This window comes from Arthrobacter parietis, assembly GCF_039530425.1.
Taxonomy (GTDB): domain Bacteria; phylum Actinomycetota; class Actinomycetes; order Actinomycetales; family Micrococcaceae; genus Arthrobacter_D; species Arthrobacter_D parietis.
Map to the genome: position 1 here is coordinate 918,434 of NZ_BAAAON010000001.1, position 24,052 is coordinate 942,485.

General features: G+C 64.6%; 20 protein-coding genes. 10 read left to right on the top strand and 10 right to left on the bottom strand.

Annotated features, from left to right (window positions below):
* Window positions 1-90 precede the first annotated feature (90 nt).
* Window positions 91-1,176: a phosphotransferase family protein gene (locus tag ABFX19_RS04295; RefSeq protein ID WP_346027616.1), complete on the top strand. Its 1,086-nt coding sequence runs from the start codon at window positions 91-93 to the stop codon at window positions 1,174-1,176.
* Here the strand turns inward: ABFX19_RS04295 and ABFX19_RS04300 are convergent.
* From ABFX19_RS04300 to ABFX19_RS04310, 3 genes are read right to left on the bottom strand one after another with little or no spacing between them, the layout of a single operon-like run.
* Window positions 1,144-2,244, bottom strand: a complete 1,101-nt coding sequence (locus tag ABFX19_RS04300; protein ID WP_346027617.1) for a mandelate racemase/muconate lactonizing enzyme family protein — start codon at window positions 2,242-2,244, stop codon at window positions 1,144-1,146. The two genes, ABFX19_RS04295 and ABFX19_RS04300, sit on opposite strands and share 33 nt — an antisense overlap.
* Window positions 2,245-2,297: 53 nt before the next feature.
* The gene (locus ABFX19_RS04305; RefSeq protein ID WP_277359291.1) at window positions 2,298-3,260 is read right to left on the bottom strand and encodes an NAD-dependent epimerase/dehydratase family protein; all 963 of its coding nucleotides are present in this window, start codon (window positions 3,258-3,260) and stop codon (window positions 2,298-2,300) included.
* Window positions 3,253-4,695 (bottom strand): Gfo/Idh/MocA family protein, encoded by a 1,443-nt coding sequence (locus ABFX19_RS04310; RefSeq protein WP_346027618.1) that lies wholly within the window; start codon window positions 4,693-4,695, stop codon window positions 3,253-3,255. The genes ABFX19_RS04305 and ABFX19_RS04310 overlap by 8 nt, the downstream gene beginning before the upstream one ends.
* Before the next feature lie 182 nt (window positions 4,696-4,877).
* Between ABFX19_RS04310 and ABFX19_RS04315 the strand changes: the two genes are divergently transcribed.
* From ABFX19_RS04315 to ABFX19_RS04325, 3 genes are all read left to right on the top strand, one after another.
* Window positions 4,878-5,891 (top strand): LacI family DNA-binding transcriptional regulator, encoded by a 1,014-nt coding sequence (locus tag ABFX19_RS04315; RefSeq protein ID WP_346027619.1) that lies wholly within the window; start codon window positions 4,878-4,880, stop codon window positions 5,889-5,891.
* Window positions 5,892-6,079: 188 nt separating this feature from the next.
* The gene (locus ABFX19_RS04320; RefSeq protein WP_056545113.1) at window positions 6,080-6,346 is read left to right on the top strand and encodes a GlsB/YeaQ/YmgE family stress response membrane protein; all 267 of its coding nucleotides are present in this window, start codon (window positions 6,080-6,082) and stop codon (window positions 6,344-6,346) included.
* 358 nt (window positions 6,347-6,704) lie between these two features.
* Complete coding sequence (locus ABFX19_RS04325; protein WP_346028038.1) at window positions 6,705-8,195, top strand: SulP family inorganic anion transporter; 1,491 nt, start codon at window positions 6,705-6,707, stop codon at window positions 8,193-8,195.
* Window positions 8,196-8,213: 18 nt separating this feature from the next.
* Here ABFX19_RS04325 and ABFX19_RS04330 read toward each other — a convergent pair whose 3' ends face one another.
* The gene (locus tag ABFX19_RS04330) at window positions 8,214-9,230 is read right to left on the bottom strand and encodes a LacI family DNA-binding transcriptional regulator (RefSeq protein WP_346027620.1); all 1,017 of its coding nucleotides are present in this window, start codon (window positions 9,228-9,230) and stop codon (window positions 8,214-8,216) included.
* A gap of 166 nt (window positions 9,231-9,396) precedes the next feature.
* Here ABFX19_RS04330 and ABFX19_RS04335 point away from each other — a divergent pair, with 166 nt between their 5' ends.
* The 5 genes from ABFX19_RS04335 (at window position 9,397) to ABFX19_RS04355 (ending at window position 16,017) form a co-directional block, all read left to right on the top strand.
* On the top strand, window positions 9,397-11,457 hold the full coding sequence (locus ABFX19_RS04335) for a beta-galactosidase (RefSeq protein ID WP_346027621.1): 2,061 nt from the start codon (window positions 9,397-9,399) through the stop codon (window positions 11,455-11,457).
* Window positions 11,457-12,404, top strand: a complete 948-nt coding sequence (locus ABFX19_RS04340) for a carbohydrate ABC transporter permease (RefSeq protein WP_346027622.1) — start codon at window positions 11,457-11,459, stop codon at window positions 12,402-12,404. Before ABFX19_RS04335 ends, ABFX19_RS04340 begins: the two co-directional genes overlap by 1 nt.
* Window positions 12,401-13,303, top strand: a complete 903-nt coding sequence (locus tag ABFX19_RS04345; RefSeq protein WP_346027623.1) for a carbohydrate ABC transporter permease — start codon at window positions 12,401-12,403, stop codon at window positions 13,301-13,303. The genes ABFX19_RS04340 and ABFX19_RS04345 overlap by 4 nt, the downstream gene beginning before the upstream one ends.
* Window positions 13,304-13,370: 67 nt before the next feature.
* A complete protein-coding gene (locus ABFX19_RS04350; protein ID WP_346027624.1) occupies window positions 13,371-14,702 on the top strand; it encodes an ABC transporter substrate-binding protein in 1,332 nt (443 codons plus the stop codon).
* Window positions 14,703-14,934: 232 nt separating this feature from the next.
* Entirely contained in the window at window positions 14,935-16,017 is a 1,083-nt protein-coding gene (locus ABFX19_RS04355) for a fatty acid desaturase family protein (RefSeq protein ID WP_277359299.1), read from the top strand.
* A 77-nt stretch (window positions 16,018-16,094) separates the two neighbouring features.
* Here the strand turns inward: ABFX19_RS04355 and ABFX19_RS04360 are convergent, their stop codons facing one another.
* Window positions 16,095-16,940, bottom strand: a complete 846-nt coding sequence (locus ABFX19_RS04360) for an HpcH/HpaI aldolase/citrate lyase family protein (RefSeq protein ID WP_277359300.1) — start codon at window positions 16,938-16,940, stop codon at window positions 16,095-16,097.
* Between the two features lie 157 nt (window positions 16,941-17,097).
* Here ABFX19_RS04360 and bcp point away from each other — a divergent pair, with 157 nt between their 5' ends.
* Window positions 17,098-17,568 (top strand): thioredoxin-dependent thiol peroxidase, encoded by a 471-nt coding sequence (bcp, locus tag ABFX19_RS04365; RefSeq protein WP_346027625.1) that lies wholly within the window; start codon window positions 17,098-17,100, stop codon window positions 17,566-17,568.
* A 199-nt stretch (window positions 17,569-17,767) separates the two neighbouring features.
* Here the strand turns inward: bcp and allB are convergent, their stop codons facing one another.
* The 5 genes from allB to ABFX19_RS04390 all read right to left on the bottom strand — a co-directional run bounded on the left by allB (window position 17,768) and on the right by ABFX19_RS04390 (window position 23,887).
* The gene (gene allB, locus ABFX19_RS04370; protein WP_277359302.1) at window positions 17,768-19,111 is read right to left on the bottom strand and encodes an allantoinase AllB; all 1,344 of its coding nucleotides are present in this window, start codon (window positions 19,109-19,111) and stop codon (window positions 17,768-17,770) included.
* On the bottom strand, window positions 19,108-20,253 hold the full coding sequence (locus tag ABFX19_RS04375; protein ID WP_346027626.1) for a glycerate kinase: 1,146 nt from the start codon (window positions 20,251-20,253) through the stop codon (window positions 19,108-19,110). Before ABFX19_RS04375 ends, allB begins: the two co-directional genes overlap by 4 nt.
* A 20-nt stretch (window positions 20,254-20,273) precedes the next feature.
* The gene (gene gcl, locus ABFX19_RS04380) at window positions 20,274-22,052 is read right to left on the bottom strand and encodes a glyoxylate carboligase (protein WP_346027627.1); all 1,779 of its coding nucleotides are present in this window, start codon (window positions 22,050-22,052) and stop codon (window positions 20,274-20,276) included.
* 86 nt (window positions 22,053-22,138) lie between these two features.
* Window positions 22,139-23,047, bottom strand: coding sequence for a 2-hydroxy-3-oxopropionate reductase (locus ABFX19_RS04385; RefSeq protein WP_428831009.1), 909 nt, complete (start codon window positions 23,045-23,047; stop codon window positions 22,139-22,141).
* Between the two features lie 51 nt (window positions 23,048-23,098).
* The gene (locus ABFX19_RS04390; RefSeq protein WP_346027629.1) at window positions 23,099-23,887 is read right to left on the bottom strand and encodes a hydroxypyruvate isomerase family protein; all 789 of its coding nucleotides are present in this window, start codon (window positions 23,885-23,887) and stop codon (window positions 23,099-23,101) included.
* Window positions 23,888-24,052: the final 165 nt, after the last annotated feature.

Below are 24,052 nucleotides of genomic sequence, written 5' to 3' on the forward strand. Positions count from 1 at the left end.
AGGTTCCGGTCGGCCCCGGCGGTCGACGTTGTACATGCAAATGCATACATCCTCGGGCTTATTCCCCGGACCGGACGCTAGTGTGTGACCGTGAACGACGCGCTCTACGAGCTGAAAGCAGCCGTTACCGACGCCGTGGGTGGCCCCGTTACTGCTCTGGCTGACGTCGAGCGGATCCCGCTGGATTACGACGCCTTCCTCGCCCACCGGACGGTGAGCCGAATCCAGGGACACGCGCTCGTTGGGGGTGAACGCGTTGCATGGTCCATGATCGAGAAGCGCACCGCGGGGCCGGCCCTGGCCTCCGCGTACCTTCTTGACAACGGACGGCGTGAGGTCAACGCATACGCCTCCGGAGTGCTGGCCGGAATAGCTCCCGGCATCGGCACACCACGGATGCACGGGAAATTGCGTGATGCGGAGGGAGGGATGACCCTCTGGCTTGAGGAAATCCGCCATGAGGGTGCAAGGCCGCTGGACGCGGAGACTGTCCTCGCCGCAGCGCATGATCTGGGCGGTATGGGTGGGCTGTGGGCCGGGCGCCGGCTCCCAGAACCCTGGTACTTCTCTGGGTGGATTGACCGCCATAGCCAGCCTGAGGCCATTGAGCAGGGCCTGGCCACACTGCGTCGCCGGGACCCACGCGCAGCCGCCCATCTCGGTGACCGGCTGGCTGCCGCCGAGCAGCTGGTCCTCAACCAAGCCCGTTACCGCGGGATTCTGGAATCGCTTCCGCATACCCTTTGCCACCACGACGCTGGAGGCGCGAACGTCTTCCACTCGCGCGGCCGGACCGTTCTGATCGACTGGGAATCGATCGGTCCCGGCCCCGTGGGAGCAGACCTGGCTTCGTTGCTTTTCTCCTCGGTCCGCCGTGGCGATGCCCTCGCGAGCGTGGTGATGCCGCTGGTTGAAGAGGCTCTGGACACCTACTCCACAGCCCTCAGGGCAGAAGCACCCACTGTCACGTTCAAGAACATCCGCCTGGGGTTCGACGCCGCGGTTGCACTTCGCTGGAAGCTGGCCGTCGACGTCGTCGCTGGTATCGAGAAGGGTGAGCCCCCGCGGCGGGGAAGCCTCCCGGACGAGGACCCGGCAGCGGCACTGGAGGAGCTGATAACACTCGTGGATCTGCTCCTCGCGTCAGCCGGCCGCGCACTCCACAAAGCCCCGTGAGTTAGGTACGATCTCCAGGCCCAGCCCCGGCTGGCCGGTCACCGTAAGCCCGGATTCCGTGATGCTGACCGGCGACGGACCGGCGAGGACACCCAGCTCAGTCATGGTGGCGCCGTCGACCGATTCCACCCAGGCCGTCGCTGCGAGAGTGGAGGCAAGCTGCCCGGAAAGCTCCGGAAGCAGGTGCGGAGCCACTGCGATGCTGTTGGCCCGGGCAAGCTCGACGATCCGCCGGAACGGAGTGATTCCACCGACGCGGATGATGTTGGGTTGGATGATGTCGACGGCGTCCGCTTCGATAAAGTCCCGGAACCGGTAGATGGTGTGCACGTTTTCACCCAGTGCGATAGGCACCGGCGAGGAGCGCCGCAGCCGCCGGTAGGCAGAGAGGTCGTCTGCGCGGATCGGTTCTTCGAGCCAGTGCAGGCCGTACTCCGCCAGCCGTTCAAGCGCCCGCAGGGTTGTGGGCAGGTCCCACCGCTGGTTCGCGTCGATCATCAGTGCGCGGTCGGGGCCGATGACCTCGCGGACTGCGGCGATCCGTTCCGCATCCTCGCGCAGGTCCGGCTTACCCACCTTCACCTTGACCGCCTGCCGGCCTTCCGTGACCCACCGCTGGGACTGCTCAACGAGCTCCTCAAGCGTGTAGTGCAGGTTCACTCCCGATCCATACACCGGTACGGTTTCCCGACGGCGGCCCAGCAGGTCAGGTACGGAACACCCGGCCTGCTTCCCTGCCAGATCCCACAGCGCAAGGTCGACGCCGGCCATCGCGATGGTGGTCAGCCCTCCCCCGCCTGCCTCATGGAGCCGGACCCAGAGTGAGTCCCACACCTCCTCCGCACGGGCAGGAAGGCCCTCCACAAAGGGTGCGATGTCATGTTCGAGCAACGCGAGCACTGCCTGCGGCCCGATGGTGGGCGTCCACGAAAAGCCGTGTCCCACACCGCCGTCGTCAGTGGTCACCGTCGTCGCGATGAAGTGGTTTTCCGGCACGTCCGCTCCCCAGGCACGCCGAAGCGGCGCTGTGACCACGCGCGAGGACAGGCCGGTGATCTTGACGTTCATGCGCCCACGAGCTCACGGCCGGCGGCAGGAATGGCCTCTTTGAACTGCATGACTCACCGTGCTTCCTGGCTTGCGGCTGCGAGCTCCGGTGTAGCGAGCTCCGATGGAACGAGTTCCGTACGCCAGCTACGTTTCGGCTCCCAGCCGAGCAGCTTGCGCGCCTTGTCGATCGAGAAGGCCGGGCTGGTTCCGTGCAGGTTCCCGGCGAGCGCACCCACCGCGGGGAGGTAGCGCGGGATGAGCTCGGACAGCGGCTCGCGCGCCAGTGCATCGGCTGCGCCCACGAAGAAGGTCTCAGCGTTCGGGATTCTATCCATGGACTGCAGCAGCACATCAAGGAAATCCGCAACATCCCGTGCGTCCACGTAGTTGAAAATGGCCGGCGCGGACAGCGCGGGATCATCCAGGCGTTCGACGACGGTGTTCCCCTGCTGCGTCGGCGCACCGGCCCATTCCTCCGGCGAGATAACGTAGCAGGGCCGGAATGCGGCGTACCGGATCCGCTCGCCCTGCGCGGCCGCGAACATGCGCATGGTTTGCTCGGCGAGCAGCTTGGAGAGCGCGTACGCGTTCCAGGGCTTCGGTGTTGTCTGCTCATTCAGCGGGAAGGCCTCCGGCATCCAACCGGCGGGTGCGCCGTAGCCAAGGACCGTGGGGCTTGACGCGGTGATGATCCTGCCGACGCCCAGGGTGGTCGCTGCGTCCATCACCTGGAAGGCGAGTTGGCTGTTGGTCTGCAGGATCACGTCTTCCGGCGCGCTGAAGGGCACGGCGATCGCGGCAAGGTGGATCACGGCGTCGGGCCGGTGGTTTTCCAGCACGCTACGCGCAACGCCGGGAGCCAACAGGTCAGCCGCTTCCTGGCGGATCTGAGTGGGGAACACGCCGTCGGGAACCGGCGCGCGGTCCACGGAGACGACGTCGTACCCTGCCTCAGCGAGGCCGGCCACCACACTTCGGCCCAGCCTGCCGGAGCCTCCCGTGACCAGGACGGTAGTCTGTGCCCGCTCAGCCACGGCGCACCGCGGCCTTGGACGCGCGGTCGGCGGCACGGTTCGCGGTGAGGTCCGCTCCGAGGCCGAGTTCGCTGATGCGTACGGGCAGCGAGGATTCGAGTGAGGCGTTGCCCGCAATACCGACAGCGACGGCGCGCAGACCGTCCAGATAGCCTGACGGTCTGCCCAGCGGGTCCTCGCCGGGGCCCTCGAAGAGGTCCATGAGCAGCAGCGCATCACCGCCGCCGTGGCCGCCCTCTCCGTTCACAATCGGCACTTCGACGGCGGGTTCCCAGTGGCGCTGCAGGATGAGGCGTTCGCCGTTGATCCGGACGGCGTCGTCTTCCTGCACCGGTGTGGCACTGGGATCGACGACGTTCTTCTGATCCGTGCTGCCGGAAACTGCGGCCCGCTCCACGACCTCGAGTTCAACGCGGCCCAGCGTTCCGTTCACGGCAACCCGGTAACCCTCCCAGGGGCTGTGCGCATTCAGCGAGTAGCTGAGGGTCGCTCCGGAGGCGTAGTCCACCACCAGGGCAAGGTTGTCCTCAATGGTGATTCCGGGGGCGAAGACGTCCTGGTCACGCTGATAGCCGTCGTGGTGTTCGTTGGCGTAGTAGAGGTTGTTCAGCTTCTCGTCCTCGCGCAGGTCGAGGGCGAACGGATCCCCCGCGGCCGAGTCTGAGGTTCCGCGCTCGGGCCGGTCCGTCAGCCCGCGCCCAACAGCGTTGCTGTCCCCGTAGAAGCGCAGCCCACCGCTGGCGAAAACGCGCTCAGGGACGTCGTCGATCCACCAGTTCACGAGGTCGAAGTGATGGGACGCCTTGTGGATCAGCAACCCGCCGGAGTTCTCCTTCTGCCGGTGCCAGCGTCGGAAGTAGTCAGCGCCGTGGACGGTGTCCAGCATCCAGCTGAAGTCGATGGACGTCACGGTGCCGATTGCGCCGCTCTGAATAATTTCCTTCAGCGCGCTGTTGCGCGGCGAATACCGGTAGTTGAAGGTCACGACGACGCCGCGGCCGGTACGCTCGATCGCCTCGCAGATCCGGCGGCAGCCCTCGGCATTGATGGTGAGCGGCTTTTCGACGACGACATCCGCTCCCGCTTCCAGCGCCTCGACGATGTAATCGGCATGCGTGTAGTCAGGTGTGGTCACGATGACGCGGTCGATGCCGTTGTTCCGGATGAACTGCGTCAGCTCCTCCGGGCGGAACTGCGCGACGTCTGTCTCCGCCGAGAGTTCCTCGGCGAGATCGAGGTAATACTCCACCCGTCCGGGGTTGGTGTCGCTGATTGCCACGAGCTCGGCTGAGGACGCATGATCGCCGAGCGCAGCGCGTACATACATTTCCGCCCGCGAGCCGGTACCCACGAGCACCAGACGGGTGCGTTTGCGTTGCTCCGACGTCGAATTGGCCTGCTGCTCGGCAGGAAGCGTATGGGGGGCGGTGCTCATGGGGCTCCTTCGGGTACCTGCATCAGCGGAAGATGCGACACCGTGACTGTGAGAAGTAACTGTCCGCGAAAAATGTAAGAAAACGTTTTCTGAATTAGGTTATATGCTTTCTATCAACACACCGGCGTACCCGTCAACCATTCGTTGCCGGTACGCCGATCTCCAGCCCGGATGAGGAACCTATGGCCAGGAAAACAGCCAACCGCAGGGTAGGCATCACGGACGTCGCGCAGCGTGCAGGAGTCTCGCTGGCCTCGGTCTCGCGCGTCATGAACGGCAACTTCTCCGTGGACCCGGACATAGCGGCCCGGGTCCGGAGCGCCGCCGCGGAACTGAACTACCAGCCCAACGCGGTGGGGCGGAGCCTGGCGCTGGGCAAGACCGACACCATCGGCGTCGTCGTGCCGGATCTGGCCAACCCCACCTTCCAGGGGATGCTCCGCGGAGTAAGCCGCGCCGCCGCCCAGGATGGCTACCGCGTGCTGATCGCGGACTCCTCCGAAGTGTCCAGCGAGGAATCGATTCTGGCAGGCGAAGCACGACGGCGGTGTGACGGTGTCGTACTCTGTGCACCACGCATGCACGAGGCAGAACTGGAGGCGCTCCTTCCGTCGCTGCGCCCGCTGGTTCTGGTCAACCGCTCGACGGCGGATACTGAGACTCCCAGCCTCGTGGTCGACTACGGGCAGGGCGTGCAGGATCTGGCCGCGCACCTCGTGGAGCTCGGCCATACCACTCTTGCGTTCCTGGAAGGGCCTGAGCGGAGCGCGTCCAACCAGGCACGCCTGCAGGGGCTGGAGAAGTTCCGTGAGGACAACCCGGAGATTCAGCTGACGGTCCTCTCCGGAGGGTCGAACTTCGAGGCCGGGCACACCTCGGTGGACAACGTCCTCGGAACCGGCGCTACCGGCGTACTGGCCTTCAATGACCTCGTTGCCATGGGGCTCTTGAGCGGCCTGCATGAACGCGGAATCGACGTCCCCGGGGAGATCTCGATCACCGGGTTCGATGACATCCCGTTCGCGAACTACACCACGCCCCCGCTCACCACTGCGGCGGTGCCGATCAATGACATCGGCGAGCAGGCGTGGCACGAGATGCGCCGGCTCCTGGGGGACGGCGGAGATGAGCCCTCGCACACCACGTTCCAGCCTGAGCTCAGGCGCCGCGGAAGCACGGGACCGGCCGCCCGTTAGCGGTAGGGCGTTCCGCCTCGCACAGAAACTGCCCTCGGGTGCAGGGTCGCCGGTTCGAACCGGCGACCCTGCACCTCCGGGCAGTTTCTCTGCGATTGGGCGACGACGGTCAAGGGAAGCAGCGAGTTGCCCTCACTAGAAAGCAGGCTTAGGGTTCTCGGAGGAAACACTCACCTATAGGAGGCATCATGATTGGTTTCATCATTGCCGGGTTGATTATCGGGGCACTCGCTCGGCTCATCAAACCGGGTAAGCAGAACCTGGGACTGCTCGCGACCCTGCTGCTGGGACTTGCCGGCTCCGTCATCGGCGGTTTGATAGCGAGCTTTTTCCACACCGGTGGAATCTTTGAGCTGAACATTCTCGGCTTCATCCTTGCGGTGATCGCCGCGGTTCTGCTGATCGGCGTCGCTGAGTCACTTTCGGGCCGCCGCAACCGCAGCGTCCGCCGGTAGTTCACCAGCAACACGAGTTCAATCCGGGCCCATCAGAGGGAAGTCTTCCCTCGCAGGGCCCGGATTGTGCTCTTTAACGGACTAGCCTGACTCAACGGAACGTACGACGCACGGGCTTGCCCTTCAACCACCCTCCCTGTACTGGTGGGCGGCGGCAGTCCCGTTCCGCCGTACTGCCGAATAGTCCACAGTAGAGTTGAGGTCAGGCCCGGCCTCCCATCGCCCCGGTCGGAACTTTCCCTGTGCAGCGCTGCGCACTTCAAACCTGCATGAAGTCAAACCTGCATGAAGGCCGGCGCGCCTTCCCGACCTGTGAAACGGAGCCCACGTGGCCACAACACTCGGCTCGAAGCCCACCCTGACGCCCGAACAGCGGCAGTCAGTCCTGCTGACCCTGAAGTCGCCGCGACTCCTGAAGACGGAGGTCCTGGCCGGGCTGGTTGTCGCCATGGCGCTGATACCCGAGGCTATTGCCTTCTCAATCATCGCTGGCGTTGACCCGCGGCTTGGGTTGTTCGCATCCTTCACGATGGCCGTGACAATTGCCTTCCTGGGCGGTCGACCGGCGATGATTTCGGCGGCAACCGGCGCAGTGGCGCTGGTCATCGCTCCGTTGGTGGCAAGCCATGGCGTGGACTACTTCATTGCCGCGGTCATCCTCGGCGGCTTGATCCAGGTGTTGCTGGCCGTGCTGGGCGTCGCAAAACTGATGCGGTTCATCCCGCGACAGGTCATGGTGGGCTTCGTCAATGCTCTTGCCATCCTGATCTTCATGTCCCAGGTGCCGGAGCTTCTCGGTGTTCCGTGGCTCGTGTACCCGCTGGCCGCCCTCGGCCTGCTCATTGTATTCGGGCTGCCCCGATTCACTACTGCCGTTCCCGCTCCTCTGGTGGCCATTGTTGTCTTGACTCTCATCACAGTGTTGGCGGCCGTCGTCGTACCAACCGTTGGCGACAAGGGTGAGCTTCCCGACAGCCTGCCGTCCCTCTTCATTCCCAACATTCCGCTGAACCTCGATACACTGCGGATCATTTTCCCGTACGCACTGGCCTTGGCTCTCGTGGGGCTCCTGGAATCACTGATGACCGCGAAGCTGGTGGATGACATCACCGACACCCGCTCGAGTAAGACGCGGGAAAGCTGGGGCCAGGGCGCAGCCAATATGGTCACGGGCTTCTTCGGCGGCATGGGCGGCTGCGCGATGATCGGCCAGACCATGATCAACGTGAAGGCATCCGGTGCGCGCACCCGGATTTCCACCTTCCTCGCAGGAGTCTTCCTACTCATCCTGGTGGTGGCCCTGGGCGACATTGTGGCGATCATTCCCATGGCGGCGCTGGTGGCCGTCATGATCTTCGTGTCGATCGCAACCTTCGACTGGCACAGCATCAAGCCGTCCACCCTGAAAATGATGCCGAAGAGCGAGACGCTGGTCATGGTGGTGACCGTGGTTGCAACCGTTGCCACCCACAATCTCGCGATCGGCGTCGGCGTCGGCGTGCTGACCGCGATGGTGCTCTTTGCGCGCCGGGTGGCCCACTTCGTCACTGTGGAGCGAACGGTCCTGGAACTGAACGGCGAGGAAGTCGCAACTTACGTAGTGGACGGGGAGCTGTTCTTCGCCTCCTCCAACGACCTGTACATGCAGTTCGGGTACGCACACGATCCGCGGAAGGTCATCATCGACATGCACGCTTCCCACCTCTGGGACGCGTCAACAATTGCCGTCCTTGACGCCATCACGGAGAAATACCATCACCACGGCAAGGAGGTCGACATCATCGGCCTCAACGATGCCAGCGTGCTGATGCGCGAGCGCATGGCAGGCAAGCTTGGCGGCGGCCACTGAGGTAGGTGCGGGTGCCCCTCAGGCGGACTCCCGCCACACCACAGAGGTGTTGAGCATCCGCACCTCAGCCTCGTTGCCCTCGATCTGGGCGAGGACAAGCTCTGCGGCCGCGCGCCCCAGCAGGTCCGCCGGCTGCTTGACCGTGGACAGTTGGGGCTTGCAGCGCAGTGCCCAAGTGCTGTCATCAAAGCCAACTATCCCGACGTCGTCCGGCACCCGCCTGCCCTGCTCCTGCAGGGTGGCCATGGCACCTGCGGCCACCGCGTCAGAGGCGGCAAAAACGCCGTCGATATCCGGGCGCCTGCGCAGGAGTTCGGCCATGCCGTCAGCGCCGGCAGCATAGGTGTAGAGCGGAAACTCAAGAACAAGATCCGGGTCGAATGCCGGCCCCAGCGCTGTCCGGAAACCCTCAAGCCGGTCCTGGCCGGAATCGCGGTCCAGCGCACACGCAATCATGCCCACCCGCGTCCTGCCGGTGTCCAACAACCGCCGCACAATCGTCCGGGCGGCTGCCACGTTATCGATCCCCACATATGGAATGTCCGGCGTACCCGGCGGATGGCCGACAAAGGCAGCCGGAATCTTCAGGTTCCGCACCGCCGTCGCAATGGGATCGGAGGTTCGCGCAGAGATGATGACGGCGCCGTCCACAAGCCCACCGCGCAGGTAGTCCGCCACCCGCTGGCTGTCCCGTGCCGTGTCGATGATCAGGGAGACCAGCTGGTAGTCCGCGGCCGAAAGCACCGAGTTGGCGCCGAGGAGGATCGATCCGATGTTGGGATCCTCGAACAACAGGGAGTGCGGCTCGTGGATGATGAGGCCGATAGCCCGGGACTCCTGCCGCACGAGGTTCCGGGCCGCCGAGTTCCGCACGTAACCGACCTGCGCGATAGCCGACTCCACGGCCATCTTCGCCTCGGGTGAGACGTACTTCTCCCCGTTGACCACACGCGAGACCGTCCCCCGGGACAGGCCCGCCGCGGAGGCAACATCATTGATTGTTGCCCGCCGGCGGCGCACGCGAGTGGAGTCCATACCGATACTGTAACGGAGCTGTCGAAGCGGTGGATCCGAATAAAAACGTTGACACGTGGGTGTGACGCAGACTACTCTGTGAACGTTCCCAGATTGCGCAGAACATCGCGCTTCGCGCTTTCTGGGAACGTTCACAGAAGCAACAGCGAATAGTCAAGGACCTCACGTGCCGACCTCCACCTCGCCGATCACTCAGCTAGCGCCCAACGGTGGCCTGGTGTTCGGCTGCGACTACAACCCGGAACAGTGGGACGAGGCCACGTGGACCGAAGACGTGCGGCTGATGCGCGAGGCCGGGGTCAACCTGGTGGCCGTCAACATCTTCGGCTGGGCGGAACTCCAGCCCGACGCCGAAACTTTCCATTTCGACCGGCTGGACGCCATCATGGACCTCCTCCATGAGAACGGCATCGGCGTCAACCTGGGAACAGGAACCGCTTCCCCGCCGCCATGGCTCACCACGGCGCACCCCGGGATCCTTCCCGTGACGGTTGACGGCGCCACGCGCTGGCCCGGCGGGCGCCAGGCCTGGTGCCCCAGCTCCGCCGTCTTCCGGTCCTCTGCACTCACGCTGGTTGAAGCAGTTGCCCGGAGGTACGGCGCGCACCCTGCAGTGCGCCTCTGGCACGTATCGAATGAGCTCGGCTGCCACAATGCGCTGTGCTACTGCGACACGTCCGCCGCATCCTTCCGGCGCTGGCTGCAGGACCGTTACCTCACACTGGACGCCCTGAACACTGCGTGGGGTACGGCGTTCTGGAGCCAGCGGTACTCGGCCTGGGAACAAATCCTCCCACCGCGCACCCCGCACGCCACACCCAACCCCACGCAGGTCCTGGACTTCCGCCGCTTCAGCTCCGACGAGCTCCTCGCGTACTACCGGGCCGAGGCAGATACCCTCCGCGCACACAGCACGCTGCCGGTCACCACCAACTTCATGGTCACCGCGCACATCCGCACCCAGAACTACTGGCAGTGGGCGCCGGAGATGGACGTCATCGCCAATGACCACTACCCGGACCACCGGCTCGAGGACCCCGTACAGGAGATTGCCCTCGCCGCCGACCTCACCCGCGGTCTGGCCCGGAACCGGCCCTGGATCCTGATGGAACACGCCACCAGCGCAGTCAACTGGCAGCCCCGGAATATTGCCAAGGCGCCCGGCGAGCTACTGCGTAACTCCCTGTCCCACCTCGCCCGCGGTGCGGATGGCTTGTGTTTCTTCCAGTGGCGCGCCTCCCTGCAGGGCAGCGAGAAGTTTCACTCGGCCATGCTCCCCCACGCGGGCACGGACTCGAAGATCTGGCGCGAGGTCACCGAACTGGGCGAGACGCTGGGCCGGTTACGTGAAGTCGCAGGCAGCACTGTCACGGCGCGGGCAGCCGTGATCTTCAGCTGGGAGGCCTGGTGGGCCTGCGATTCGGACTCCCACCCTTCCGCCGACCTCCGCTACCTCGATCAGGTGCACGCACTCTACGGCGCGCTGTGGGATGCCGGCATCACCGCTGATTTCCTGCCGCCGGACGGCGACTTCACCGGTTATGACCTGGTGCTTGTCCCTGCCCTCTACCTAGTCACAGACGACGACGCCGGCCGGCTCACCGACTACGTCCGCGGCGGCGGCACCGCCGTCGTCTCCTTCTTCAGCGGCATCGTGGATGAAAACGAGAGGGTGCGCCCGGGCGGTTACCCCGGTGCCTTCCGTGACCTGCTCGGCATCAGCGTCGAGGAGTTCCACCCGCTGACCGCCGGCCAGCAACTGCAGCTTTCAAACGGCACGACGGCGGCACTGTGGAGCGAAGCCCTCCGCACCACAGGCGCTGAAGCCGTTCTTACCATCACCGAGGGTCACCTCGCCGGGACCGCTGCCGTCACCCGCAATTCCTTCGGAAACGGCCACGCCTGGTACCTGGGCACCTCGCTCGGCAAGGAAACCCTGCTGGAAGTTCTCAGCGACGCCGCCCGCTCCGCCGGGATTCCTGCCTCGGGGACGCGCGGCGTCGAAACTGTCGAGCGGGTGTCCGGGGACGCACACTATCTCTTCGTCATCAACCACACCACGCACGACTACAAGCACCGGGTCACCGGAACTGAACTGGTGCTCGGCACGGAAGTTGCCGACGTCGTCGTTGTTCCGGCGGGCACCGTCCGCGTTGTACGCACCCACTCAACAGGCAGCACCCACTCAACAGGCAGCACCGTATCAACAGGCAAGGAGGCCTCCTGATGGCTACCCTGGACCAGGCCCAGAACCCGCCGGGCACCAACCCGCCGGGCACCGTCAAAAATTCCCGGCACATTTCCAACAAGCGGCGCAGCACGCGCAAAGCGGTTGCCGTCTTCGTGGCGCCGTTCGCCGTGCTCTTCATCCTCTTCTACGCGGCACCGATCATCTTCGCGATCATCCAGTCGCTCCTGGTGGTGGAACGTGAGGGCACGTTCGGGGCGCCGCAGCAGGTCTTCGGCGGATTCAGCCAGTACGCGCTCGTCTTCCAGGACCAGGCGTTCTGGGCCTCGGTCGGCAGGGTGCTGCTCTTCGGCGTCGTACAGGTGCCGATCATGTTGGGCATGGCGCTGCTGTTTGCACTACTGCTCGATTCGCCGCTCCTCAAGGGAAAGAAGTTCTTCCGGCTGGCTTTCTTCGCTCCCTACGCGGTGCCGGGCGTCATTGCGGCCATCATGTGGGGATTCCTCTACTCGCCCTCACTCTCACCGTTCAGCGCGGTCACCTCGGAAATCAACTTCCTCGACGGGTCCCTGGTCTTGTGGTCCATCGCGAACATCGTCACCTGGGTGTACGTGGGCTATAACATGCTCATCATCTACGCGTCGCTGCTCGCTATTCCCACGGAAATCTACGAGGCGGCACGGCTTGACGGCGCCTCCAACGCGCAGATCGCCTGGCGGATCAAGATCCCGCTGGTGACTCCCGCGATCATCCTCACCGGGGTGTTCTCCATCATCGGCACCCTCCAACTCCTCGCCGAACCCCAGACCCTGCGCAGCTTCAGCTCGGCGATCAGCAGCACCTACACACCGAACCTCGCGGTCTACACCACGGCGTCGATCCCCAACTACAACCTCGCCGCTGCGTTCTCGGTTGTCCTCGCGATCGCCACCTTCATCCTCTCCTTCGTCTTCCTGAAGGCAACCCAGCGGAAGGTATCCCAATGAGCACGGCAGCCGTTCCCCTGTCAGCCCCGGAAAAGTCCCGCTCCCGGGGTCCGCGGCAGAGCATCATGTCCCGCAGTGCAGCCATGCTCATCATGGGCGTCTTCACGCTGTACTTCCTGACCCCGATCTGGTGGCTGCTGGTCACCTCGACGAAATCGGGCGGGGACATCACCGGGACGTCCGCGCTGTGGTTCACCCCAGACTCCGTTGCCACGTTCTTCACCAACATCACCGGCCTGTTCGCGTATGAAAACGGACTCTTCGTCAAGTGGCTGCTGAACAGCGCCCTGTATGCGGGAGTCGGCGCATTCCTCGGCACCATCATTGCGGCGATGTGCGGTTACGCGTTGTCCAAGTACGAGTTCAAGGGCCGGGAAGCCATCTTCAACGTGGTCCTCAGCGGAGTACTGGTACCGGCCACCGCGCTGGCGCTGCCGCTATTCCTGATCTTCAGCGAAGTGAACCTCACCAACACCTACTGGGCGGTCTTCCTGCCCAGCCTCGTCAGCCCATTCGGCGTCTACCTTGCGCGGATCTACGCCGCGGCCTCGGTCCCCGGGGAACTCCTCGAGGCTGCCCGGCTGGACGGCTCCGGTGAGGTGCGCACCTTCTTCACCGTCTCCAGCCGCCTCATGGCGCCGGCGCTGGTCACGATCTTCCTCTTCCAGTTCGTCACCATCTGGAACAACTTCTTCCTCCCGCTGATCATGCTCCGCGACCAGGCTCTCTTCCCGGTGACACTGGGCCTGTACGCGTGGAACAGCCAGATCAGCCAGATCCCGGAGCTGCGCACGTTTGTGATCATCGGTGCGCTCGTTTCCATCCTGCCCCTCATCATCGCCTTCCTCGGTCTGCAGCGCTTCTGGAGCAGCGGACTCGGTGCCGGAAGCGTCAAGTAACCAAGACCGCAAGAAACTGCCGGAGACACCCGTCGCCGGCACCGTCCATACACAAAGGAAAAACAGAATGCGTATGCATCACGGAAAGACCACCGCCGCCGTCGTCATGGTCTCCGCTCTGACCCTCGCGGGCTGCGCCGGTGGAGGCGACAGCTCCGGCGCTCCCGAAGCAGCAGCGTGCGAGCCCTCGAGCGAGCCCGTGGAACTGACCTTCACCACGTGGGTTCCAGGCATGGACGAGGTGGTGAAGCTGTGGAACGAGGAGAACCCGGACATCCAGGTCGAGGTTCAGACCGGCCCCAACGGCAACTCCGGCACGTACCAGAACTTCTTCAACCAGCTGCAGGCGGGCAACGCGCCGGACCTCGGCCAGATCGAGTATGACGCCCTCCCGAACTTCCGTGTCCAGAACGGGCTCGAGAACATCGCCGCGTGTGAGGGCGTCGGTAATGCCGGGGACCAGTTCATCGACTGGACCTGGAACCAGGTGACCTTCGGTGAGGAAGACGCGGTCTACGCCATCCCGCAGGACAGCGGACCGATGGCCCTCTTCTACCGCGCGGACCTCTTCGAGCAGGCCGGCATTGAAGTTCCGACCACCTGGGAGGAGTATGCAACCGCCGCCGAGCAGATCCGTGAGGAAGGCGCGTACATCACCAACTTCCCGCGTTCGGATGTGAACTGGTTCGCCGGCCTCGTCTGGCAGGCGGGCGGCGAGTGGTTCAGCAGCGAGGACGACGGCTGGGAGGTCAACCTGACCGGCGAAGAGTCAACGCAGGTGGCCGAGTACTGGCAGGGGCTGCTCGAGGATGACCTCGTGTCCACCCTCCCCTCCTTCTCCGACGAGTGGAACGCGTCCTTCAACGAAGGCGACCAGTGGACTTGGGTCTCCGCAGTCTGGGGTACCTCGACGCTGCAGAGCGGTGCACCGGATACCGCGGGTAAGTGGGCTGTTGCGCCCATGCCGCAGTGGGACGCCGGCCAGAGTGCTGCAGGCAACTGGGGCGGCTCGTCCACCGCAGTCCTGAAGGGATCGGATCACCCGTACGAGGCCTCGCAGTTTGCACTGTGGCTGAACACCGATCCTGAAGCGCTGGCGCTGGCGAACGAGCTCGGCGGACTGTACCCGGCTGCGACGGCGGGAGCGGGCCTCGAAGCCTTCGCTGGTGAGTCCGAATTCTTTGGCGGACAGGCTGTCTATGACGTCTTCGCTGAAGCTTCCAAGAACGTCGACCCGGAATTCACCTGGGGCCCCACCATGACGCAGACCTACACGGACGTCTCTGACGGCTTCGGCGCTGCTATCGGCGGCGAGTCCACCCTCACGGAGGCGCTGCAGCGCGGTGAACAGCAGACCATCGACGCATTGAAGGCGCAGTCCATCCCGGTCATCGAGTAACCGCTTCCCCTTTCCGGGTCAGCCGTTCGCCGGCCTGCTGCACGCCTACCGTTAGTGACGGTCGGCGAGGCAGCAGGCCGGCGTTTTAGCGTCCGCGGTCGTGACGTTGAATAGTCAGCAGACTGCATATTTCCAGCGCACCATCAGGCAGCGCCTGTAGCATTGGAGGATCTTCGGGGAAATGGGGACCCTTTCACGGCTGGGAAGTCGATTCTCGACCTCAGGGATTTTTATGACCATCACTTCGCCCGCGCGCTCCGTCCGTGTTGCCAAACCGAACGACGTCGTTGCCTCCTACGCCACGCTGCTCAAGCAAGTGCGCAAGGAAGGCCTGCTGACCCGCAAGCGCGGCTTCTACATCTCGATCATGGTGCTTCTCGGCCTTGCCCTAGGGGCGGCCTGGACCGGTTTCGCACTGCTCGGTGACACCTGGTTCCAGCTGCTGATCGCTGGTGCACTGGGGGTCGTCATGACGCAGATCGCGTTCCTGGCGCATGAGGCGTCCCACCGCCAGATCTTCGCCTCGCGCGGCGCCAACGACTGGTCCGGTCGCATCCTCGCCGCCGGCGTCGTCGGAATCAGCTACCAGTGGTGGATGAACAAGCACTCCCGCCACCACAATGATCCCAACGTGGTGGGCAAAGATCCGGACATCGAGGTAGACACCATCTCGTTCCTGGAGGAAGACGCCGCCAAGGCCAAGGGGATCCAGGCCTGGATCACCCGCCGCCAAGGTTACCTGTTCTTCCCCCTCCTCACCTTCGAAGGCCTGAACCTTCACGCGCGCTCGATCGCCACCCTGTTCCGCCCGGGCGCAGTCCAGGGCCGCTGGGTTGAGCTTGCGCTCCTCGCGACGCGCTTCGGCCTTTACCTCGGCGTGCTGTTCTGGTTCCTGCCCGTCGGCATGGCGTTCGCGTTCATCGGCGTGCAAATGGCGGTCTTCGGCATCTACATGGGCGCCTCATTCGCGCCGAACCACAAGGGCATGCCGGTCATCCCGAAAGACAGCAAGCTGGACTTCTTCCAGAAGCAGGTCCTCACCTCACGCAACATCCGCGGCGGCAACTTCATCAACAACGCGTTCGGCGGCCTGAACTTCCAGATCGAGCACCACCTCTTCCCCGACATGCCGCGCCCACACCTGCGCAAGGCAGCGGTGATTGTGCGCGAGCACTGCGAACGCCTCAAGGTCCCCTACACCGAGGTTGGTGTGGCGGCGTCCTACGGTGCGGTTGTCTCCTACCTCAACCGGGTGGGACTCGCGGCGCGCGATCCCTTCGATTGCCCCATGGTCAACCGGTACCGCCGGCGCTGATTTCACACCGCCATGACGACGACGGCGACCCTCACCCTTCGGTGAGCGGTCACCGTCGTTGTTTGTGCTGGAGAAGGTCAGGCGTTCCAGAGTCCGTAGGAGTCCGCCAAGGAGGAGATTTTCTGGGCGCGGGCAAGCCGTGGCAGGTAGGAGCCATCCCCAACGACGGCGCCGGAAGCGTGGGCGTCAAGAAGTTCGTGGGCCCACTGGATCTCGGACTCGCTGGGAGAAAGGCCGTGGTTGATGGTGTCCGCGGCGTCGGGGCGCAGGCAGAGCTTTCCGGTCATGCCCATCGATGCGGTGACCTTGCAGGCCTCCAACAGATCATCGCCGAGGGCGCCAACCGTCGGTCCGTCGATCGGGCCGGGGAGTTGACCCACGCGGGAGGCGACCACCAGCTTGGCGCGGGCGTAGGCCAGGGCCATCGGGTCATCCGAGGCGCCGGTGTCACGGCGGAAATCACCCACTCCGAAGGCCAGGCGGAAGGTGCCGGGAGCGCTGGCAATGGCCGTAGCATTCTCGATGCCCAGCGCCGATTCCACCAACGCGAGCACCGGAGTGCCTGCCTGGAGCCGCATAGCAGTGTGCGTGACCTGTTCCGGCTTCTCCGTCATGGCAAGCATGACGCCGCGCAAACCAGGCGCCTTGGACAGCGCCGCAAGGTCATCGGCCCAGTAATCGGTTTCAATACCGTTGACCCGAACCCAGGCCGTCATGCCGGTAGAGAGGGCCTCAACCACCCGCTCACGCGCCTCCGGCTTGGACTCCGCGGGCACGGCGTCCTCAATATCGAAGACCACCGAATCGGCCTCGGAGGCGAGCGCCGGCGCGAAGTTTTGTTCCGATGCCGCCGAGGCGAGCAGCCAGGAACGGGACAGCTTGGCGGGAAGCGCAGCAGCGCGGCTATTACGAAGGGGGGCCATACCTAGAACCTTACGCAACCGGCGTCGTCGTAATCCACCGTCCGGCCGGATGGAATGGTGAACACTACGACCAAAAGAGTCTTTTGACCGCTACACCTGCGGAAACTAAGCTTTTCACAATACAGTAATGAAATATCACCAGACGAAAGAGTAGCGCATGAGTAATCAGCTTATGGTCGGAGATCCGGCCCCCTCGTTCACCCTTCCTGACGCTGACGGGCAGTCGGTCAGCCTCGCCGAGTTCCGCGACCGCAGCGTTGTCGTGTACTTCTACCCCAAGGCGGAGACACCGGGCTGCACCACCGAGGCCTGCGATTTCCGGGACAACCTCGCGTCGCTGCAGGGCGCGGGCTTCAGCGTCGTGGGCATCTCGCCGGATGGCCCGGAGGAGCTCGCCTCGTTCACCAGCAACCATGGGCTCGCGTTTCCCCTGCTCTCGGACGTGCACCATGAAGTCGCCAAGGCCTGGGGCGCATACGGCGAGAAGCAGTTCAAGGGTGAGACCGTCGTCGGCATCATCAGGTCCACTGTTGTTGTGGGTCCGGACGGCACAGTGCAGCACGCGGAGTACGGCGTTGACGCGAAGGGCCATGTGGCGCGTCTGCGGGAGCAGCTGAACGTCGCCTGACTCCGTGTAGTCCAGCACGGCAAGAGGTAGTCCAGCAATGCAAAAGGCCCTCCCGCGGCGAAAGGGGGAGGGCCTTCTGCGTTCCCGGACGGACGTGCTAGCACCCTTCCGGAGTCTGTCGCATCGAGGAGGCGCTAACTACCTGCGCTCGCACGAGAGGTGGTTCTGCGCGCCCACTCGATGCATGTCCTGTGTCGGATCAGGCCGCTCCTCGGCGGAGCAGCCGACCCGTCGGCTTCTCGAGATCCAGTGCCTCACCGCGGAGGTAGGTAGTGCGGACGATCCCGGACAAGGCCTTGCCCGCGTAGGGCGAGATGGGGTTCTTGTGATGGAGTTTGTTCACGTCCACCACGAAGGTGTCATCCGCTGCGAAAACGGAGAAGTCCGCGTCGTAGCCCAGCGCGAGCTGACCCTTGCGCTGCAGGCGGGCCAGCTTGGCCGGACGGGCCGACATCCACTCCACAACCCGCTCAAGCGGAATGCCCCGCTTCCGCGCCTCCGACCAGATCAGCGAGAGACCCAGCTGCAGCGAGGAAACGCCGCCCCAAGCTACGCCGAAGTCGCCGTTCTCGAGATCCTTGAGGTCCAGGGTGGACGGCGAATGGTCGGACACGATGCAGTCGATCGTCCCGTCAATGAGCCCCTGCCACAGCAGCTCCCGGTTGGACGCTTCACGGATCGGCGGGCAGCACTTGAATGCCGTGGCCCCGTTCGGAATCTCCTCCGACAATAGCGTCAGGTAGTGGGGGCACGTCTCAACCGTGAGGTGCACGCCGTCGCGCTTGGCCGTTGCAATCATGGGCAGCGCGTCCGACGACGACAGGTGCAGGATGTGCGCACGAGCACCCGTCCAGCGGGCACGTTCGATGACCTCGGCGATAGCCACGTTCTCGGCACCGCGTGGGCGGGAGGCGAGGAACTTCGAGTACTGGTCCCCCTCCGCGGACGGTGCACGGTCAATGGAGCGGGAGTCTTCGGCGTGAACGATCATGAGGGAGTCGAAGGTCTTCAACTCCGCCATGTCCGTTTCCATCTCATCGGCCTCGAGATGTGGAAACTCGTCCACACCGGAGTGGAGCAGGAAGCACTTGAACCCGAAGACGCCCTCGTCATGGAGTGGACGGAGGTCCGCCGTGTTGCCGGGAATGGCGCCGCCCCAGAAGCCCACGTCGACGAAGGACTGGGTTTCCGCCACGGCCCGCTTCTGCTCGAGCGCGTCCACGGTGACCGTGGGCGGGATGCTGTTCAACGGCATGTCGATGATGGTGGTCACGCCGCCCGCCGCAGCAGCCTTCGTGGCGGACGCAAAGCCCTCCCACTCTGTCCGGCCGGGTTCGTTCACGTGCACGTGCGAGTCAACCAGACCGGGGATCAGCGTCTCATCGGGAGCGAGTTCCACCACCGTGGCGCCGTCGAGACCGTTGCCCAGTGGCTCCATTGCCACAATAACGCCGTCCCGAACGCCGATTTCCCGCGGCGCGATCCCCGCTGTGGTCAGGATCCGCTCACCGCGGATAACGAGGTCGTATGTTTCGCTGCTCATGGCTTTCCTCCGTTTCCGGCCCCCACGCCAATGGAGGCGGCAATATTTTGCCCTACCTGCTCAAGCAATACCCCGGCGTTGGCGATGCATGTGCCGACGTCGGGCTCCAGGTCGGTTAGCGCGTACACGCTCTTGAACCCTGCCGCTGTGACCTGTTCATGAGTCAACGTTGTGCGCCCGCACACGGCAATCACCGGGATATCCCCGGCCGCCATGGCCACTCCCAGCGGGGTCTTCCCGCCGAGGCTTTGCTCATCCAGGCTCCCCTCGCCGGTGATCACCAGATCCGCACCGTCCAGCTTTTCAGCGAGTCCGGTGAGCTCCAGTACGACGTCGATACCCGGTCTGCGCTCGGCGTTCAGTACAGCGAGGGCTGCGTAACCGACACCACCTGCGGCGCCGGCACCGGGCGCCGCAGCCAGTGCGGCGGCACGCGGACCCAGTTCCTTCTCCAGCACCTCAACGAAGCGGGCCAGGGCACCGCCCAGGTGAGCGACGTCGTCGGGCGTTGCTCCCTTTTGGGGGCCGAATACGGCTGCAGCACCGTTGGGGCCCAGGAGGGGATTGTCGACGTCGGACGCCAGGGTGAACACCACAGTGGCGAGCCGCGGATCCAGGTTGGACACATCAATCCAGGCCAGGTCAGCCAACGCCGCGCCTCCAGCGGGGAGCGCGGCGCCGGCGCCATCGAGCAAAGCGGCGCCGAGGCCGGTAAGCATCCCGGCGCCGCCGTCTGTGTTCGCGCTGCCGCCGACGCCCAGCACAATGCTGGTGCAGCCGGAGTCAAGCGCGTAGCGGATCAGTTCACCGGTGCCGAGACTGGTCGCTTCGCGGGCCCGCAGCACTCCCCCGGGGAGAACGGCAAGGCCGGACGCGAGCGCCATCTCGATCACCGCCGTGGAACCGCGAATGGCAATCGGAGCTTCGATTGGTTCGCCCGTCGGTCCGGAGACTGGAACCGTATGGCGGTCGAACCCGGCGGCGAGGGCGGCATCGAGTGTGCCCTCACCGCCGTCGGCCACTGGGACAGTGTCCACTGTGAGCGCCGGGTCCGCTGTCAGCAGCCCGGCACGTAGCCGTTCTGCCACCTCGGGAGCCGTGAGCGAGCCCTTGAACTTGTCCGGTGCAATGACGATTCGCATGACGCTATTGAACCAGTCCTCTAGACGAGCAGGGAGATGGCGGTGGGGGCGTCGTCGGAGGATTCGGCAAGGTCCTCGAACTCGTTGATTGCGTCGATTCCCGCGGCGCCCATCGAGATGTTGGTGACGCGTTCGAGGATGACCTCCACGACCACCGGCACGCGGTACTCCTGCATGAGGGCGCGGGCCTTCTCGAAAGCAGCCTGCAGATCATCAGCCTCACGGACGCGGATCGCCTTGCAGCCGAGGCCCTCAGCGACCTTGATGTGGTCCACGCCGTAGCCGTCAAGCTCGGGTGCATTCACGTTCTCGAAGGCGAGGGACACGTGGTAGTCCATCTCGAACCCGCGCTGCGCCTGGCGGATGAGGCCGAGGTAGGAGTTGTTCACAACTACGTGGATGTACGGCAGCTGGAACTGGGCGCCGACGGCCAGCTCTTCGATCATGAACTGGAAGTCGTAATCGCCGGAAAGCGCGACGACGGTCTCCCCCGGACTTGCCTGGGCCACGCCCAGCGCTGCGGGAAGGGTCCACCCCAGCGGGCCCGCCTGGCCGCAGTTGATCCAGTTGCGCGCCTCGTAGACGTGCAGGAACTGCGCGCCGGCGATCTGGGAAAGCCCGATGGTCGAAACGTAACGGGTGTCCCGGCCGAAGGCGCTGTTCATCTCCTGGTACACACGCTGCGGCTTGACCGGAACGTTGGTGAAGTTGGTCTTGCGCTGCAGCATGGACTTCCGCTGCGCGCAGTCTTTCACCCAGGCGTTCCAGTCCGGCAGGCCCTGCTGCTCCTTGCGTTCGCGGGCAACCTCGACCAGACCGCTGAGGGCGGCACCGGCGTCGGACACGATGCCGAAGTCCGGCGCGAAGACGCGGCCGATCTGCGTGGGCTCGATGTCGATGTGCACGAACGTGCGGCCCTTGGTGTAGACGTCCAGGGCGCCGGTGTGGCGGTTGGCCCACCGGTTGCCGATGCCGATCACGAAGTCCGACTCCAGCATGGTCGCATTGCCGTAGCGGTGCGAGGTCTGCAGGCCGACCATGCCTGCCATCAGCTCGTGGTCGTCGGGGATGGTGCCCCAGCCCATGAGGGTCGGGATGACGGGGATGTTCAGCAGTTCGGCGAGCTCCACCAACTGCTCGGAGGCGTTGGCGTTGATGATGCCGCCGCCGGCCACGATCAGAGGCTTCTCAGCCGCCGTCAGCATGTCCAGGGCCTTCTCCAACTGCTTGCGCGTGGCTGCCGGCTTGTGGACCTGGAGCGGCTCGTAGGTGTCAGGATCGAACTCGATCATTGTCTGCTGGACGTCGATCGGCAGATCGATCAGCACGGGGCCCGGGCGGCCGGTCCGCATTTCGTGGAACGCCTTCTGGAAGGTGCCGGGAACCTGGCCCGCTTCCATGACGGTCACGGCCATCTTGGTGACCGGTCCGGCGATGGATGCGATATCCACGGCCTGGAAATCTTCCTTGTGCAGCTTGGCCACAGGTGCCTGGCCGGTGATGCAGAGGATGGGGATGGAGTCTGCCATGGCGGAGTAGAGCCCGGTGATCATGTCGGTTCCCGCGGGACCGGAGGTGCCGATGCAGATGCCGATGTTGCCCGGCTTGGCACGGGTGAAACCCTCCGCCATGTGCGAGGCGCCCTCAACGTGGCGGGCGAGGACGTGGTGGATGCCGCCGTGGGCGCGCATCGCGGAATAGAAGGGGTTGATTGCTGCTCCGGGCAGGCCGAACGCCGTGGTGGCGCCCTCCTTCTCCAGGATCGCAACGGCTGCGTCGACAGCGCGCATTTTAGGCATGGTGTGCTCCTACTTCGGGAAGTTTTGCGCAGCTAAGGTGACTTCCGACGTCGTCGGCTCGCCTGATCTGCACGAAAGTTTGGGGTTTATTTGCCGGACAGCTGGTTGATCAGCTTGAAGAGGCCGGAGTGGTCGAGGCCGCCGTCGCCCGTGTTGACGAGCGAGGCAACCAACTGCGCGACGACGGCACCCAGTGGGGTGGCAACGCCGGCTTCGCGGGCGGCTGAGGTGACAATGCCGAGATCCTTGTGGTGGAGCGCTAGCCGGAAGCCGGGGTCGAAGTTGCGGTCCAGCATCTTCTGGCCCTTCTGGTCGAGCACCTTGGAGCCGGCGAGGCCGCCGCCAAGGACCTTGAGGGCGGCGTCGGTATCTACGCCGTAGGCCTCGAGGAAGACGATCGCTTCAGACAGGACGCCGATGTTGACGGCGACGATGAGCTGATTGGCGGCTTTCACGGTCTGGCCGGAGCCGGACGGACCCACATGCACGATGGTCTTGCCTACGGCGGTCAAAACGTCCTGTGCGGCGTCGAAGTCTTCCTTCTCTCCGCCGACCATAATCGAGAGGACGGCATCGATGGCGCCCTGCTCGCCGCCGGAAACCGGCGCGTCCAGCGGCTTGAGACCGGCGTCGCGCGCCTGCCTGGAAAGCTCAACCGCGACATCCGGGCGAATGCTGCTGGCATCGATCCAGAGGGCGCCCTTTTTCGCGTTGGCGAAAACGCCGTCGTCCCCGCTCACCACGCCCTCGACATCCGGTGAATCCGGAACCATGGTGATGACGACGTCGGCATCCTTGACGGCGTCAGCGATGCTGGCTGCCGCTGAACCGCCCTCAGAGACAAGCTTGTCCATCTTGTCGGAGCTGCGGTTAAAGCCGGTGACGGTGTGGCCGGCCTTGACGAGGTTGATGGCCATGGGCAGGCCCATGATGCCGAGTCCGATGACTGTTACTTTGCTCATTCTGTTTGTCCTTGAGTGTTGTGCTGGACCCACGCCCGCTTAGGTTCCCTGGCCGAGCTTGCGAGGTTAGGGAGCGGGTGGGGATTAGCGGGAGGCGTGTTCGCGGATGGCCCAGTTGAAGGCGGTGTCCGCCGGTTCCTTGTACTCGAGCCCGATGTAGCCTTCGTACCCGAGTTCGCGGCTGCGGGAGATCCACTCTCCGAGCGGGAGGTTGCCACTTCCGGGAGCTCCGCGGCCGGGGGCGTCGGCAATCTGGATGTGGCCGAAGTCCTTGGCGTGGTTCGCGATGACCTGCGCAACGTCATCGCCGTTGACCGCCAGGTGGTAGAAGTCGGCGAGGAGCTTGATGTTGCTCTTGCCGGTCTTCGCGATCACGTTCAGCGCGTCCTGTGCCGTGAGCAGCGGGTACTTCTCGGCACCGCTGACCGGCTCCACAAGAACAACGCCGCCAATTGCAGCAACGGCGTCAGCCGCGAAAGCCAGATTGTCGACGGCGACCGCGTCCTGTTCCTCGGCGCTCACGCCATCGATCCGGTTGCCGTACAGCGCGTTGAAAGCCATGCAGCCCAGCCGCTCACCGATCCCGACGACGACCGGCACGTTCGCGCGGAAGTCATCCTGCCGCTCCGGCCAGGAGACCAAGCCGCGATCGCCGCCGGGCATATTGCCGGCGTTGAAGTTGAGGCCGGTGAGCTGAACGCCTGCATCGGTGATCGCGCTCTCGAAGGCTTGCAGATCAGCCTCGGACGGCGTGGAGGTTTCGAACGGCCACCAGAACTCGACGGCGTCAAAGCCGGCCTTCTTCGCAGCAGCCGGCCGCTCCAGCAGCGGCAGTTCGGTGAGGAGGATGGAGCAGTTCACGGTGTAGGTCATCGTCGATCCCTTTGCGTTCTTTCGGCCTGATCGTTCTTCCGTAATGTGGAAGGAACTTTCTGTCTAATGAAATGGTAGGGGTTAGATGTGATGTGAGTCAACCGGACCCGGGACAGAAACTGCCCGGAGGTGCAGGGCTGCCGCTTGGAATCGGCAGCCCTGCAC